11 protein-coding genes are annotated in these 15,572 nt (G+C 69.3%); 1 reads left to right on the top strand and 10 read right to left on the bottom strand.

Annotated elements, in window-relative coordinates; genetic code table 11:
• Window positions 1–3 precede the first annotated feature (3 nt).
• The 8 genes from gap to coaE form a co-directional block, all read right to left on the bottom strand.
• Window positions 4–1,014, bottom strand: coding sequence for a type I glyceraldehyde-3-phosphate dehydrogenase (gene gap, locus FHX53_RS03490; RefSeq protein WP_182489931.1), 1,011 nt, complete (start codon window positions 1,012–1,014; stop codon window positions 4–6).
• A 126-nt stretch (window positions 1,015–1,140) separates the two neighbouring features.
• Window positions 1,141–1,767: a superoxide dismutase gene (locus tag FHX53_RS03485; RefSeq protein WP_182489930.1), complete on the bottom strand. Its 627-nt coding sequence runs from the start codon at window positions 1,765–1,767 to the stop codon at window positions 1,141–1,143.
• Window positions 1,768–1,909: 142 nt separating this feature from the next.
• Window positions 1,910–2,887 (bottom strand): DNA-binding protein WhiA, encoded by a 978-nt coding sequence (gene whiA, locus FHX53_RS03480; RefSeq protein ID WP_182489929.1) that lies wholly within the window; start codon window positions 2,885–2,887, stop codon window positions 1,910–1,912.
• Between the two features lie 59 nt (window positions 2,888–2,946).
• A complete protein-coding gene (gene rapZ / locus FHX53_RS03475) occupies window positions 2,947–3,819 on the bottom strand; it encodes an RNase adapter RapZ (protein ID WP_182489928.1) in 873 nt (290 codons plus the stop codon).
• A complete protein-coding gene (uvrC, locus tag FHX53_RS03470) occupies window positions 3,816–5,813 on the bottom strand; it encodes an excinuclease ABC subunit UvrC (protein ID WP_182489927.1) in 1,998 nt (665 codons plus the stop codon). Before uvrC ends, rapZ begins: the two co-directional genes overlap by 4 nt.
• Before the next feature lie 14 nt (window positions 5,814–5,827).
• Window positions 5,828–8,722: an excinuclease ABC subunit UvrA gene (uvrA, locus tag FHX53_RS03465; protein WP_182489926.1), complete on the bottom strand. Its 2,895-nt coding sequence runs from the start codon at window positions 8,720–8,722 to the stop codon at window positions 5,828–5,830.
• 65 nt (window positions 8,723–8,787) lie between these two features.
• On the bottom strand, window positions 8,788–10,860 hold the full coding sequence (gene uvrB / locus FHX53_RS03460; protein WP_182489925.1) for an excinuclease ABC subunit UvrB: 2,073 nt from the start codon (window positions 10,858–10,860) through the stop codon (window positions 8,788–8,790).
• A 9-nt stretch (window positions 10,861–10,869) separates the two neighbouring features.
• On the bottom strand, window positions 10,870–11,490 hold the full coding sequence (coaE, locus tag FHX53_RS03455; protein WP_182489924.1) for a dephospho-CoA kinase: 621 nt from the start codon (window positions 11,488–11,490) through the stop codon (window positions 10,870–10,872).
• A gap of 90 nt (window positions 11,491–11,580) precedes the next feature.
• Between coaE and FHX53_RS03450 the strand changes: the two genes are divergently transcribed.
• Window positions 11,581–12,177, top strand: a complete 597-nt coding sequence (locus tag FHX53_RS03450) for a DUF4126 family protein (protein ID WP_182489923.1) — start codon at window positions 11,581–11,583, stop codon at window positions 12,175–12,177.
• Window positions 12,178–12,267: 90 nt separating this feature from the next.
• On the opposite strand, the gene rpsA is transcribed toward FHX53_RS03450, so the two are convergent.
• Window positions 12,268–13,710, bottom strand: coding sequence for a 30S ribosomal protein S1 (gene rpsA / locus FHX53_RS03445; protein WP_182489922.1), 1,443 nt, complete (start codon window positions 13,708–13,710; stop codon window positions 12,268–12,270).
• Between the two features lie 189 nt (window positions 13,711–13,899).
• Window positions 13,900–15,564 carry a DUF885 domain-containing protein gene (locus tag FHX53_RS03440; protein WP_182489921.1) on the bottom strand — a complete coding sequence of 555 codons (1,665 nt, stop codon included), beginning with the start codon at window positions 15,562–15,564 and terminating at the stop codon, window positions 13,900–13,902.
• Between the last annotated feature and the right edge of the window lie 8 nt (window positions 15,565–15,572).

The raw sequence follows: 15,572 nt of genomic DNA, 5'->3' as shown, positions 1-15,572 counted from the left end.
TGCCTAGAGGCGCTCGGCGACGTACTCGGTGAGGTCGACGAGACGGTTGGAGTAGCCCCACTCGTTGTCGTACCACGCCGAGACCTTGACGAGGTTGCCGCTGACGTTCGTCAGGCCCGAGTCGAAGATCGACGAGTGCGGGTTGAGCTGGATGTCGCTCGACACGATCGGGTCGGCGGTGTACTGGAGGTAGCCGGCGAGGCGACCCTCCGACGCGGCGGCCTGGTAGGCGGCGTTGATCTGGTCGACGGTGAGGCCCTCGGTGGGCGTGATGATCGTGAGGTCGACGATCGAGCCGGTGGGCACGGGCACGCGGTAGGACGATCCGCTGAGCTTGCCGTTGAGCTCGGGGAGCACGAGGCCGATCGCCTTCGCCGCGCCCGTGGAGGCCGGGACGATGTTGATCGCGGCGCCGCGCGCGCGGCGGAGGTCGCTGTGGGGACCGTCCTGGAGGTTCTGGTCCGCGGTGTAGGCGTGCGCCGTCATCATGAAGCCGCGCTCGATGCCGAAGGCGTCGTTGAAAACCTTGGCGAGCGGCGCGAGGCAGTTCGTGGTGCAGGAGGCGTTGGAGATGATGACGTCCGTTGCGGGGTCGTAGTTCTCCTCGTTGACACCCATGACGATCGTGGCGTCGTCGCCCGTCGCGGGAGCGGAGATGAGGACCTTCTTGGCGCCGCCGGCGATGTGCTTCCTGGCGTCCTCCGCCTTGGTGAAGCGACCGGTCGACTCGATGACGATGTCGACGCCGAGGTCGCCCCACGGCAGGTTCGCGGGCTCGCGCTCGGCGAAGACGCGGATGCGCTTGCCGCCGACGGTGATCGAGTCGCCGTCGTGCGAGACGTCGTGAGTGAGCGGGCCGCCCACCGAGTCGTACTTGAGCAGGTGCGCCAGAGCGGCATTGTCCGTCAGGTCGTTCACGGCCACGATCTCGAGGTCGCTTCCCTGGGCAAGCGCTGCCCGGAGGTAGTTGCGACCAATGCGGCCGAAGCCGTTGATGCCGATCTTCACGCTCACTGCAGACTCCTGGTGGTTCGGACGGCGCAGAGCGCGCCGGCGGGGGTGGTGGGGTGGCGGCTCGAGGGTGGTGACTCGAGGGGGTTCAGGGGCGGCCGGGGCGCGAGGCCCCGACCGCGAGACCCTTTACGACAGTAGCAGGAGCGCGTCAGTGCCCGAGCGGGCCGCCCGGAAGCGCTCGTCGACGTTGCGCCAGTTCACGATGTTCCAGAAGGCCTTGACGTAGTCGGCCTTCACGTTCACGTAGTCGAGGTAGAAGGCGTGCTCCCACATGTCGAGCTGCAGCAGAGGAACGGTCGCCTGGGCCGTGTTGCCCTGCTGGTCGAAGAGCTGCTGGATGACCAGGCGGCGTCCGATCGGGTCCCACGACAACACGCCCCAGCCGGAGCCCTGGATCCCCATGGAGGCGGCGGTGAAGTGGGCGACGAACTTGCCGAAGGAGCCGAAGAACTCGTCGATCGCCGATGCGAGCTCGCCCTCGGGCTTGTCGCCGCCCTCGGGCGAGAGGTTCGTCCAGAAGATCGAGTGGTTCACGTGGCCGCCGAGGTGGAAGGCGAGGTCCTTCTCGAGGCGGTTGATGTTGGCGAAATCGCCGGACTCGCGGGCCTCGGCCATCTTCTCGAGCGCGGTGTTCGCACCGGTCACGTAGGCCGCGTGGTGCTTGGAGTGGTGGAGCTCCATGATGCGCGCGCTGATGTGAGGCTCGAGCGCCGCGTAGTCGTACGGAAGGTCGGGAAGGCTGTATACGGACATCACGTGCTTTCTTGTCGCAGATGGTCCGAGACCGCGGTGGCGGCGGCCCCGCTGACGGCTGTCAGTCTACTGACGGCAACCGTTCAGCCCCCGGGCCTCTTCCCGATGCGCACCGGACGTTCAGCCTTCGCCGCGCCCCGCTTCAGTCGTCGTCTTCGCCCGGCAGGTCGGCGTCCGTGCCGGGGATCCCGAGCTGCTCGGCGCGCTTGTCCGCCATCGCGAGGAGGCGGCGGATGCGGCCGGCGACGGCATCCTTCGTCAGGGGCGGGTCGGCGTGGTGACCGAGCTCGTCGAGGCTCGCATCGCGGTGGTCGAGACGGAGCTGGCCCGCGTAGCGGAGGTGCTCGGGGATGTCGTCGCCGAGGATCTCCATCGCGCGGGCGACACGGGCGCACGCCGCGACGGCCGCCTGCGCCGAGCGACGGAGGTTCGCGTCGTCGAAGTTGACCAGGCGGTTCGCCGTCGCGCGCACCTCGCGGCGCTGGCGCAGCTCCTCCCACTCGGAGACGGTCCGGGCCGCCCCCATGAGCCTCAGCATCTGGCTGATCTTCTCGCCGTCGCGGATGACGACGCGGTGCACGCCGCGCACTTCGCGCGCTTTCGTCGGGATGCCGAGTCGACCCGCTGCGCCGACGAGCGCCATGGCCGACTCGTTCCCGGGGCACGTGATCTCGAGCGACGCCGACCGGCCCGGGTCGGTGAGCGAGCCGTGGGCGAGGAAGGCTCCGCGCCACACCGCGGCGAGCTCCTCCTTCGACCCCGTCGTGAGCTTGTTCGGGAGTCCGCGGACGGGCCGGCGCCGGGCATCCAGCAGGCCCGTCTGCCGAGCGAGCGTCTCGCCGCCGTCGACGACCCGCACGACGTACGTCGGGGTCCGGCGGATTCCGCCAGGCGACATCATCGCTGCGTCGCTGCGCATGCCGTAGAGCTCGGCGAGATCGCGCCGCACGCGGCGGGCGATCGTCGGGGCGTCGAGCTCGACCTCGACGGCGACGCGGCCCGAGATCAGGTGCAGCCCGCCGGCGAAACGGAGGATGGTCGCGAGCTCCGCGGCGCGCTCCGTGGTCTTGGTGACCGCCAGCTGCGCGAGTTCCTCTTTCACGTCGGCGGTCAGTGCCACGGGTCGTCCTCTCGGTGAAGCGGGGGGTGAACGGCGCCCTCGTGGGGCGACAGTCGAGCCTACTCGCGTCCGAGGTCGCGATGCTTCACGGCGACGGAGACCCCGGGCATCCCCCGAAGGTGCGCGGCGATGTCTTCGACGACGGCGACGGAACGATGCTTGCCCCCGGTGCAGCCGATGGCGATCGTCGCCGTCCGCTTGTTCTCGCGCGCGTACCCGCGAAGGATCGTCTGCAGCACGGCGACGTAGCGGTCGACGAACTCGCGCGCGCCCTCCTGCGAGAGCACGTAGTCGCTTACCCGGTCGTCCATGCCCGTAAGCGCGCGCAGCGGCTCCTTCCAGAATGGATTGGGCAGGAAGCGCGCGTCCGCGACCAAGTCGGCGTCGCTCGGGAGGCCGTACTTGAAGCCGAAGCTCTCGAGCGTGACCCGCACCGTCGACGCTCCCTCGGGCGAGAAGAGCTCCGACACCGTCGTCGCGAGCTGATGTATGTTGAACTCGCTCGTGTCGATGATGATGTCGCTGAGCTCGCGCACCTCGCGCATGCGCTCGCGCTCGCGCCCGATGCCGTCGAGCAGCGTGCCGTCCTCCTGGAGCGGATGCGGTCGGCGGACCTGCTCGAATCGTCGCACGAGAGCCGCGTCCGTCGCCTCGAGGAAGAGCACGCGCACGGTGGCGCGGTCGCGGAGCTCTTCGACGATGAGCCGGAGATCGGCGAAGAGCCGCCCGCCGCGAACATCGACGACGGCGGCCATCTTGGGCAGGTGGTTCCCCGGGTGCACGGCGAGATCGACGAGCGGTCGCAGCATCTGCGGCGGGAGGTTGTCGACGACGTACCAGCCCAGGTCCTCGAGGGCGTTCGCGACCGTCGATCGACCCGCACCGGACATCCCGGTGACGATCACCACGTCGTGGGCGGGACGGTCGGTCATTCGGGTGGCCTCACTGCGCTCGGGTCGTGTGCTTCCAGCCTAGTCGCGGGCGCGCTGATGGCACGCTGCACGGCCTCGGCGGTCTTGCGGCCGATCCCGGCGATCGCCATGAGCTCGTCGAGCGTCGCCGTGCGGAGCCGGGCGACCGATCCGAATCGCGACAGCAGCTCGCGCACGCGGGCGGGGCCGAGCCCCGGCACGCTCGAGAGCTCGGTCGAGATGCTCTGCTTCCGCTTCGTGCGCTGATGCTTGAGCGCGAATCGATGCGCCTCGTCGCGCAGCCTCTGCAGCAGGAACAGGGCATCGGATGTCCGCGGCAGGATCACGGGGAAGTCGCTGTCCGGCAGCCAGATCTCCTCGAGCCTCTTCGCGATGCCGCACACCGCGAGATCGGTGATGCCGGCGTCGGAGATCGCCCGCGCCGCCGCCTGCACCTGCGGCTGGCCGCCGTCGATCACGAGCAGACCGGGCCGGTAGTGGAACGATTTCTTGGCGCCGGCCGCCGGCGAGGGCGCCGAGGCCGAGTCGCTCGCGACGGCGGCGGGGTCGGTGCTAGTGTCGGCCGGCACCTCGGCGCCGTCGACGCCCGGCCTCAAGTACGCGAGCCGCCGCGAGAGCACCTGGTACACGGCGTCGGTGTCGTCGCGGGCGCTCGCGATCGAGAACGACCGGTACTGATCCTTGCGCGGCAGACCGTCCTCGAAGACGACCATCGAGGCGACTTGGTTCGTCCCTCCGAGGTGCGAGACGTCGAAGCACTCGAGCCGCAGGGGCGCCTCGGCGAGGCCCAGGGCCTCCTGGATGTCCGCGAGCGCTTGCGAGCGCGCGGTGAAGTCGCCGCTGCGGCGCGTCTTGTACACCTGCAGTGCGCCGCGCGCGTTGGACAGCGCGGTCTCGCTCAGAGCCGCCTTGTCGCCGCGGCGAGCGGAGCGCACGACGACGACGCCCCGCTCCCCCGCCGCACGGCGGCGCTCGCTCAGCACCTGCTGTAGGGCGAAGGCGTCATCGGGAATGGCCGGCACGAGGATCTCGCGCGCGGGCGGCTCGCCGCCGTCGTAGGCGTTCTGCAGCACTGAGTCGACGAGCTCGGCGAGCGTCACGTCGAGCTCGGTGTCGACGACCCACCCGCGGACTCCGCGGATCCGCCCGCCGCGGACGATGAACAGCTGCACGGCGGCGGCGAGCTCGTCGTAGGCGATGCCGAAGACGTCGGCGTCGACGTCGTCCGCGAGCACGAGCGTGCTCTTGGACAGCGCCGTCTCAAGCGCGCCGATCTGGTCGCGGTAGCGGGCTGCCGCCTCGTAGTCGAGCTCGGCGGCGGCCTCCGCCATCCTGGTGCGCAGGTCGCGCACGTAGCTCGCGTCGTTGCCCGCCATGAACGAGGCGAAATCGAGCGCGAGCGACTTGTGCTCCTCCGGGGTCACGCGGCCGACGCACGGCGCCGCGCACTTGCCGATGTCGCCCAGCAGGCACGGCCTGTTGCGGTCATGCGCGCGCTTGTAAGTGCTCTCGGTGCACGAGCGCACCGGGAACGCCTTGAGCATGATGTCGACGGTCTCGCGAACCGCCCAGACCTTCGTGTACGGCCCGAAGTAGCGCGCGCCCGGTATGCCGCGGGTGCGCGTCACCATGACGCGCGGCACGCGATCGCCGAGCGTGATGGCGAGGTACGGGTACGTCTTGTCGTCGCGGAACTTGACGTTGAAGGGCGGCGAGAACTCCTTGATCCAGGTGTACTCGAGCTCGAGAGCCTCGAGCTCGCTCCCGACGACCGTCCACTCGACGCCGCGCGCGGTCGTGACCATCCGACGGGTCCGCTCGTGCAGGGCGTGCAGCGGCTGGAAGTAGTTGCTCAGGCGCGAGCGGAGGTTCTTCGCTTTACCGACGTAGAGGACGCGCCCGGCGTCGTCGCGGAAGCGGTAGACGCCTGGCTCGGTCGGGATCTCGCCCCGGCGCGGGCGCCACGCCTCCCGGGTCTCGCTCGCGGTCGCCACGATCGTGCGGCGGCTCAGCTGGCCGCTCGGGCGGCGGGAAGGAGCTCGGCGAGGAAGTGCCCGGTGTGGCTGCCCTCGACGCGGGCGAGCTCCTCCGGCGTGCCGGTGGCGAGGATCGTGCCGCCGCCCGAGCCGCCCTCGGGGCCGAGGTCGATGAGCCAGTCGGCGGCGCGGATCACGTCGAGGTTGTGCTCGATGACGACGACGGTGTTGCCCTTGTCGACGAGACCGCCGAGGACGGCGAGCAGCTTGCGGACGTCCTCGAAGTGCAGCCCGGTGGTCGGCTCGTCGAGGACGTAGATGCTGCGCCCGTTGGAGCGCTTCTGCAGCTCGGTCGCGAGCTTCACCCGCTGCGCCTCGCCTCCGGAGAGCGTTGTCGCGCTCTGGCCGAGACGCACGTAGCCGAGACCGACGTCGACGAGCGTCTTCAGGAACCGGTGGATCGCCGTGATGGGGGCGAAGAACTCCGCCGCCTCCTCGATCGGCATGTCGAGCACCTCGGCGATGCTCTTGCCCTTGTAGTGGACGGCGAGGGTGTCGCGGTTGTACCTGGCGCCGGCGCAGACCTCGCACGCGACGTAGACGTCGGGCAGGAAGTTCATCTCGATCTTGATCGTGCCGTCGCCCGCGCAGTTCTCGCAACGTCCACCCTTGACGTTGAAGCTGAATCGGCCGGGCAGGTACCCGCGCGACTTGGCCTCGACGGTCTCGGCGAACAGCGCCCGGATGCGATCGAAGACGCCGGTGTAGGTCGCGGGGTTGGAGCGCGGGGTGCGGCCGATCGGCGCCTGATCGACGTGGACGACCTTGTCGAGGTGCTCGAGCCCGGTGATCCTGGTGTGCTTCCCCGGCACCTGGCGGGCGCCGTTGAGCTTGTTGGCGAGCACCTTGTACAGGATGTCGTTCACGAGCGACGACTTGCCCGAGCCGCTCACGCCCGTGACGGCGACGAACACGCCGAGGGGGATGTCCACCGAGACGTTCTGCAGGTTGTTGGCGCGGGCGCCCTCGATCCGCAATCGCCTGCCCTGGTCGATCGAGCGCCGCGGGAGCGACTCGACCACCTGCCGGCGCCCGGCGAGGTAGTCGCCCGTGATCGACTCAGGGTTCTTCAGCAGGTCGGCGTAGGAGCCCGAGTGCACCACGCGACCGCCGTGCTCCCCCGCGCCGGGCCCGATGTCGACGATCCAGTCGGCGGTTCGGATGGTGTCCTCGTCGTGCTCGACGACGATGAGCGTGTTGCCGAGGCCCTTGAGCTTGACGAGGGTGTCGATGAGGCGACGGTTGTCGCGCTGGTGCAGGCCGATCGACGGCTCGTCGAGCACGTAGAGAACACCCGTGAGTCCTGAGCCGATCTGCGTCGCGAGCCGGATGCGCTGCGCCTCGCCGCCCGACAGGGTTCCGGCGGCTCGGGCCATGCTCAGGTAGCCGAGCCCGACCTCGAGCAGGAACTCAAGGCGCGCGCGGATCTCGCGCAGGACCGCCGCGGCGATCGAGGCCTCGCGCTCGGTGAGGTGGATGCTCCGCATGAACTCGTACGCGTCGTGGATGCTCAGCTCGGCGACGGAGGAGATCGAGCGCTCGTCCACGAGGACGGAGAGCACCTCCGGCTTCAGCCGCGCACCCTCGCACTCGGGGCAGGGCACCTCGCGCAGGTACTCGGCGAAGCGCTGCTGCGACCAGTCGCTCTCGGCCTCGGCGTACTTGCGCTCGATGTACGGGATGACCCCCTCGAAGCCGGTCGAGTAGGTGACGTCGCGCCCGTAGCGGTTGCGCCACTTCACCCGCACCTCGAAGTCATTGCCGTACAGGATCGCCTGCTGCGTGCTCTCCTCCAGGTCGCCCCATGCGGTGTCGAGCGAGAAGTCGAGATCGCGGCCGAGACCGGCGAGCAGCTTCTGGAAGTAGCTGTAGAGCCCCTTGCCCTGCTGGTTCCAGGGCAGGATGACGCCGTCGTTGAGCGTCAGGCTCGGGTCGCCGACGAGTAGCTCCACATCCACGGCCATCCGCGTGCCGAGGCCCGAACAGACGGGGCAGGCGCCGAACGGGGAGTTGAAGGAGAAGGTGCGCGGCTCGATCTCGGTGAGCTGTAGCGGGTGGCGATTCGGGCACGAGAGCTTCTCGCTGAACGTGCGCGTGCGCGCCGCTGCTCCTGCCTCCTCGTCGACGAAGTCGATCGTGACGATGCCGTCGGTGAGACCGAGGGCCGTCTCGAGCGAGTCGGTGAGGCGCGTGAGGACGTCCGCGTTGGCTACGAGCCGGTCGACGACGACGGAGATGTCGTGCTTGTTCTGCTTCTTGAGCGTCGGCGGCTCGGAGAGCTGGATGAGCTCGCCGTCGACGACGGCTCGGGAGTAGCCGCTCGCCGCGAGCTCGGCGAACAGGTCGACGAACTCGCCCTTCTTCTGGCTCACGACGGGGGCGAGGATCTGGAAGCGGCGGCCCTCCGGGAGCTCCATGAGCTCGTCGGCGATCTGCTGCACGGTCTGGCGCTGGATCTTCTCGCCGCAGACGGGGCAGTGCGGGATTCCGACGCGCGCCCAGAGCAGGCGCATGTAGTCGTAGATCTCGGTGATCGTGCCGACCGTCGATCGCGGGTTGCGGTTCGTGGACTTCTGGTCGATCGAGACAGCCGGGCTGAGCCCTTCGATGAAGTCGACGTCGGGGCGATCGACCTGCCCGAGGAACTGCCTGGCGTAGGCCGAGAGCGACTCGACGTAGCGGCGCTGCCCCTCGGCGAAGATCGTGTCGAACGCGAGCGAGCTCTTGCCGGAGCCCGACAGGCCCGTGAAGACGACGAGGGAATCGCGCGGGATCACGAGGTCGACATCGCGCAGATTGTGCACGCGCGCGCCGCGCACGCTCAGGTGCGAATGGAGGTCGAGAGGGGATGCCGACACTCGCGTCATTCTAGGCGGCACCCCCGACAATCGTCCGTGCGGCCCCTCGTGCGGCAAGCGCGCACAGGGTGGGCTCAGCGGACGTGGCCGGCCTCGACCATCTGCCGCAGCTCGCGCTTCATCTCCTGGACCTCGTCGCGCAGGCGCGCTGCGAGCTCGAACTTGAGCTCGGCCGCCGCCGTGAGCATCTGCGCGGTCAGGTCGCCGATGATCGACTCGAGCTCCGTCGCGCCCTCGGCCGCCTTACCCTCGCGCGGGCGGCGCGGCGTCGGGGCGGACCTGCCCCCGCTTCTGCCGCGCTGGGCGAGGAGCTCGGCGGTGTCGGCGCCCTCGCGGGCGAGCTGATCGGTGATGTCGGCGATCTTCTTGCGTAGCGGCGTCGGGTCGATGCCGTTGGCGAGGTTGTAGGCGACCTGCTTCTCGCGGCGCCGTGTGGTCTCGTCGATCGCCTGCGCCATCGACGGGGTGACGACGTCCGCGTACATGTGGACGGAGCCGGAGACGTTGCGCGCCGCACGACCGATCGTCTGGATGAGCGAGGTCGCCGAGCGGAGGAAGCCCTCCTTGTCGGCGTCGAGGATGGCGACGAGCGACACCTCGGGGAGGTCGAGCCCCTCGCGCAGCAGATTGATTCCGACGAGGACGTCGTAGACGCCCTGTCGCAGCTCGCTCAGCAGCTCGACCCGGCGCAGGGTGTCGACGTCGGAGTGCAGGTAGCGCACGCGCACGCCCGCCTCGGTGAGGAAGTCGGTGAGCTCCTCAGCCATCTTCTTGGTGAGCGTCGTGACGAGGACGCGCTCGTCGCGCTCGACGCGCAGCCGGATCTGCTCGAGGAGGTCGTCGATCTGGCCCTTGCTCGGCTTGACGACGATCTCGGGGTCGACGAGACCCGTGGGGCGGATGATCTGCTCGACGATCGAGTCGGTGATGCCGAGCTCGTACCGGCCAGGGGTCGCCGAGAGGTAGACCTTCTGGCCCGTGCGGTCGAGGAACTCCTCCCATCGGAGCGGCCGGTTGTCGAGCGCACTCGGCAGCCGGAAGCCGTGCTCGACGAGCGTGCGCTTGCGCGAGGCGTCGCCCTCGTACATCGCTCCGATCTGCGGCACGGTGACGTGGCTCTCGTCGATCACGACGAGGAAGTCCTCGGGGAAGTAGTCGAGGAGGCAGTTGGGCGGCTCGCCCGGCTGACGGCCGTCGATGTGCCTGGAGTAGTTCTCGATGCCGTTGCAGAAGCCGATCTGCTCCATCATCTCGATGTCGTACGTCGTCCGCATGCGCAGCCGCTGCGCCTCGAGGAGCTTCCCCTGCCGCTCGAGCTCGGAGAGTCGGAGCTCGAGCTCGTCCTTGATCGTGACGATGGCGCGCTGCATCGTGTCCGGCGAGGCCGCGTAGTGGGTCGCCGGGAAGACCGAGACCGCGTCGAGCGTCTTCATGACGTCGCCCGTGAGCGGGTGCAGCGCGTAGAGCGCCTCGATCTCGTCGCCGAACATCTCGATGCGGATCGCGAGTTCCTCGTACATGGGGATGATCTCGATCGTGTCGCCGCGCACGCGGAACTTGCCTCGGGAGAAGTCGATGTCGTTGCGCTGGTACTGCATGCCGACGAAGCGGCGGATGAGGGCATCCCTCGAGATGCGCTCGCCCACCTGGAGGGCGACCATGGCGTCGAGGTACTCCTCCGCCGCGCCGAGGCCGTAGATGCACGAGACGGTGGAGACGACGACGACGTCGCGCCTGCTCAGGAGAGAGTTCGTCGTCGAGTGGCGCAGTCGCTCGACCTCGGCGTTGACCGAGCTGTCCTTCTCGATGAAGGTGTCGGTCTGGGGCACGTACGCCTCGGGCTGGTAGTAGTCGTAGTACGAGACGAAGTACTCGACGGCGTTGTGCGGCAGGAGGTCGCGGAACTCGGTGGCCAGCTGGGCCGCGAGGGTCTTGTTGTGCGCGAGGACGAGAGTGGGCCGCTGCACCTGCTCGATGAGCCATGCCGTCGTCGCCGACTTGCCCGTCCCGGTCGCGCCGAGAAGGACGACATCGGTCTCACCGGCGTTGATGCGGGCCGCGAGCTCGGCGATCGCCTGCGGCTGATCGCCGCTCGGCGAGTAGTCGCTGACGACCTCGAAGGGGCGGACGGACCTCGTGGGCTGCATCCCTCCAGCCTAGGAGCGACCACCGACAGCGCGCTGGGCGACCAGGCGCTCCCACAGGGCGTCCACCTGCTCGAGGGTGTGCTCGAGCGTCCCGCTCGAGTCGATCACGACACCCGCCATCGCCCGTCGCGCCGCGTCCGGGATCTGCGCCTCGATGCGGGCGCGCGCATCGGCACGATCCATGCCGCGCAGCGACACGAGCCGATCGAGGCGAACCTTGGGCGGGGCGTCGACGACGACCACGAGAGCGAACTCGGATGCCGCGCGCGCCTCGGCGAGCAGGGGCACGTCGTACACGACGATCGCGTCCGCGTCCTGGTCGAAGGCCTCGGCGACGAGATCGGTGTACCGCCGCTGCACCTCGGGGTGCACGATCGCGTTGAGGTCGCGCCTCGCCGCGTCGTCGGTGAAGACGATCGCGCCCAGCCGCGCGCGATCGAGAGAGCCGTCGGGGGCGAGGACGGCATCCCCGAAGCGATGGGCGATCGCGGCGAGACCGGGGGTGCCGGGCTCCACGACCTCTCGTGCGAGCCGGTCGGCGTCGATCACGACGGCGCCGAGCTCGGCTAGCCGCGCGGCGACCGCCGACTTGCCCGCTGCGATGCCGCCCGTGAGCCCGATGACCTCCACCCCTCGACCCTACCCACTGGGCGTGAGCGCTCCCGCAGACGCGTGCCGTCGCGGCGAGTACCATGACCTCACACCCCGAGGAGGCGCCCCGTGCTCGAAGTCCTGACCGGCACCGGCCTGGCGATCGCGGCCGGGCTCAACGCCTACATCCCCCTTCTGCTCCTGGGTCTCGCCGGGCGCTTCCTCGACGTCGTCGCGCTCCCGGCGGGCTGGACGTGGCTCGAGAACGAGTGGGTGCTCGGGGGCCTCGCCGTCCTGCTCGTCATCGAGCTCATCGCCGACAAGGTGCCCGCCGTCGACACGATCAACGACTGGCTCCAGACGATCATCCGGCCTGCGGCGGGCGGCATCGTGTTCGGCTCGGGAAGCGGTGCGCAGACCGTCGCGGTCACGGACCCCGGCGAGTTCGTCGCATCGCAGCAGTGGGTCCCGATCGCCGCGGGCGTCGTGATCGCCCTGCTCGTCCATCTGGCCAAGATGGCGGCTCGACCGGCCGCCAACGCGCTGACCGCGGGGGCCGCGGCCCCGGTGCTGTCGACCGCTGAGGACATCGGCGCGGTGGGCTTCAGCGTTCTCGCTCTCGTGCTGCCCGTCATGGTGGTCGTCGCGCTTCTCGCGCTCGTGATCGCGGTTCCGCTGATGTTCGCCCGCGCTCGCCGCCGACGGCTGTCGGTCGAGCAGGTCTGAACCGCCGACGCGAGGCGGGAACGCGGAACGGGCCGTCCTCCCCTGAGGGAGGACGGCCCGTTCGCGGTCGGGTCGAATGACCCGGGTGACTCAGTTGCCGGAGAGCTTCTCGCGCAGAGCGGCGAGGGACTCGTCGTCGGCGAGGGTGCCGGCACCCGCGGTCTCCGAGCTGAAGGTCGAGCCGCTCGGCAGGTCGAGCGTGGACTCCTCGGTGAGGGCCGTGGCGACCTGCTTCTTGTGGGCCTCCCAGCGGGCCTGGGCGGCAGCGTAGTCCTGCTCCCACTTGCCGCGCTGCTCCTCGAAGCCGTCCTTCCACTCGCCCGACTCGGGGTCGAAGCCCTCGGGGTACTTGTAGTTGCCGGCCTCGTCGTACTCGGTCGGCATGCCGTACACCGCGGGGTCGAACTCGGTGCCCTCGGGGTCGACGCCCTCGTTGGCCTGCTTGAGGCTCAGCGAGATGCGACGGCGGTCGAGGTCGATGTCGATGACCTTGACGAACACCTCGTCGCCGACCGAGACGATCTGCTCGGCGAGCTCGACGTGCTTGCCCGAAAGCTCCGAGATGTGAACGAGGCCCTCGATGCCGTCCGCGACGCGCACGAACGCACCGAAGGGAACGAGCTTGGTGACCTTGCCCGGAGCGACCTGACCGATCGCGTGCGTGCGGGCGAAGACCTGCCACGGGTCCTCCTGCGTCGCCTTGAGCGAGAGCGACACGCGCTCGCGCTCGAGGTCGACCTCGAGGATCTCGACGGTGACCTCCTGGCCGACCTCGACGACCTCGCTCGCGTGCTCGATGTGCTTCCACGACAGCTCGGAGACGTGCACGAGGCCGTCCACGCCGCCGAGGTCGACGAATGCGCCGAAGTTGACGATCGAGGAGACGACGCCCTTGCGGACCTGGCCCTTGGCGAGGTTGTTGAGGAAGGTGGTGCGGCTCTCGGACTGCGTCTGCTCGAGCAGCGCGCGACGCGAGAGGACGACGTTGTTGCGGTTTTTGTCCAGCTCGAGGATCTTCGCCTCGAGCTCCTGGCCGAGGTACGGCGTGAGGTCGCGGACGCGACGCAGCTCGATGAGCGAGGCGGGGAGGAAGCCGCGGAGGCCGATGTCGACGATGAGGCCGCCCTTGACGACCTCGATGACCTGACCGGTCACGACGCCGTCGGCGTCCTTGATCTTCTCGACGTCGCCCCATGCGCGCTCGTACTGAGCGCGCTTCTTCGACAGGATGAGGCGGCCTTCCTTGTCCTCCTTCTGGAGAACGAGGGCCTCGACGGTGTCGCCGACGCTGACGACCTCGGTGGGGTCGACGTCGTGCTTGATCGAGAGCTCGCGCGAGGGGATGACGCCCTCGGTCTTGTAGCCGACGTCGAGGAGGACCTCGTCGCGATCGATCTTGACGACGGTGCCTTCGATGAGGTCGCCGTCGTTGAAGAACTTCAGGGTCTTCTCGACCGCGGCCAGGAAGTCTTCAGCAGAGCCGATGTCGTTGATGGCGACCTGCTTGGGGGCCTTGGTCGTTACGGTGGTCATGTAGTGGTTGCTCCGATGCGGACATGGATCGGGCCCGGAGCGACGTGATGCTGGCAGATGTCGTCCGGGCGAGCGGACAGAATGACGCCGGACTGGCGACCCTCCACCCTATCGTCCCGCGAAGGGCGCGGCAACACGACTCGACCCCGGAGCCGTGCGGCGTCCGGGGTCGAGTGCGACCGGAGACGCTCAGCCGAGCAGGGCCGACTTCAGCGTGTCGAGACCGACGCCGCCGATGTCGAGGGCCTTCTTGTGGAAGACCTTGTTGGAGAACTCTGCCCCCTCGCGGACCTTGTACTCGTCGCGGATCTGCTCCCAGATGCGCTGACCCACCTTGTACGACGGTGCCTGGCCCGGCCAGCCGAGGTAGCGGTTGACCTCGAACTGCACGAAGCCGTCGTTCATGTTGACGTTCCTGCGCATGAACGCGAAGGCGTCCTCGCTCGTCCAGACCTCTCCCGTCGCGGGGTGGATCTTGCCGAGGTGCACGCCGATGTCGAGCACGACGCGAGCGGCGCGCATGCGCTGCCCGTCGAGCATGCCGAGACGGTCAGCCGGGTCGTCGAGGTAGCCGAGCTCCTCCATCAGGCGCTCCGCGTAGAGGGCCCAGCCCTCCGCGTGGCCGCTCGTGCCGGCGAGAAGTCGCCGCCACGAGTTCAGCTCGGCGCGGTTGTAGACGGCCTGGCCGATCTGCAGGTGGTGGCCCGGGACGCCCTCGTGGTACACCGTCGTCGTCTCGCGCCACGTGTCGAAGGAGTCGACGCCCTCGGGGATCGACCACCACATGCGCCCGGGTCGCGAGAAGTCGTCGGTGGGGCCCGTGTAGTAGATCGCGCCGCCCGGCGTGGGGGCGATCATGCACTCCAGCGCCTTGACCGGCTCGGGGATGTCGAAGTGGGTGCGCGCGAGCTCCTCGACGGCCGTGTCGCTGAGCTTCTGCATCCACTCCTGCAGGGCCTTGCGGCCGTGCAGCTTGCGCGACTCGTCCTTCTCGAGGTGCGCGATGGCCTCCTCGACCGTCGCGCCGGGGAGGATCTCGTTCGCGATGCGGGTCTGCTCCTCGACCATGCGAGCGAGCTCCTGGATGCCCCACTCGTAGGTCTCGTCGAGGTCGATCGTGGCGCCGAGGAAGCTGCGCGACAGGAGCCCGTACAGCTCGCGGCCAACCGCGTCCTCCTGACGCGCGACCGGCGCGAGCTCGTTCTCCAGGAAGTCGCCGAAGCGGCCGTAGGCGTCGGCCGCCTGCTCGGCGGCGGAGGCGAGCTCCTTCCTCAGGCCCTCGGAGACGTCCGCGCCTCCGGTGAACTCCGCGAAGAAGCCGTCGCGCGCGGCGTTCGTGCGCACCTGGGCGAGCACCTCGCGCACCTGCCGGACGGCGGGCGTGTTCTGGTTCGCGATGCCCTCGCGCAGCGTCTCGGTGTACCCCTCGAGCGCATCGCCGACGCGGGTGAGCTTGCGGGCGATGACCGACCAGTCCTCCTCCGTCGCAGTCGGCATGAGGTCGTAGATCTCGCGGATGCCCTGCGAGGGCGAGGCGAGGACGTTGAGATCGCGCGCCTCCCACCCGGCGTCGGCGAGCTCGAGCTGCAGGCGGATCTCGGCCGACATGTCGGCGATCGTGACGCGGTCGGTGTCGTCGACGGGAGTCGCAGCATCGAGCTTCGCGAGTACCTCGCGCCCCGCGGCGTGCAGCTGCGCACGGCCGGCGGGCGAGTAGTCCTGGTACTCGTCGAGCTTCCCCTCGGCACCGATGTAGGTGGCGAGCTCGGGGCTCAGGGTTACGAGCGTGGCAACCCATTCCTCGGCGATCGTGTCGACCTCGGTGGGCTGGCGGCTGGCGGCGTTGTCAGTCATGGTTGCGA

The organism is Microcella alkalica (assembly GCF_014137945.1).
Classification (GTDB): domain Bacteria; phylum Actinomycetota; class Actinomycetes; order Actinomycetales; family Microbacteriaceae; genus Microcella; species Microcella alkalica.
Note: the sequence above shows the minus strand (reverse complement) of the source record. Positions and strands in the feature narration are given on the sequence as shown.

What these genes read in the sequence shown, in the direction of transcription:
- rapZ (WP_182489928.1), bottom strand. Translation starts at nt 3,819, where the DNA reads ATGACCGACCGTCCCGCCCACGACGTGGTGATCGTCACCGGGATGTCC.
- uvrA (WP_182489926.1), bottom strand. Translation starts at nt 8,722, where the DNA reads ATGACGCGAGTGTCGGCATCCCCTCTCGACCTCCATTCGCACCTGAGC.
- uvrB (WP_182489925.1), bottom strand. Translation starts at nt 10,860, where the DNA reads ATGCAGCCCACGAGGTCCGTCCGCCCCTTCGAGGTCGTCAGCGACTAC.
- rpsA (WP_182489922.1), bottom strand. Translation starts at nt 13,710, where the DNA reads ATGACCACCGTAACGACCAAGGCCCCCAAGCAGGTCGCCATCAACGAC.
- FHX53_RS03485 (WP_182489930.1), bottom strand. Translation starts at nt 1,767, where the DNA reads ATGTCCGTATACAGCCTTCCCGACCTTCCGTACGACTACGCGGCGCTC.
- FHX53_RS03440 (WP_182489921.1), bottom strand. Translation starts at nt 15,564, where the DNA reads ATGACTGACAACGCCGCCAGCCGCCAGCCCACCGAGGTCGACACGATC.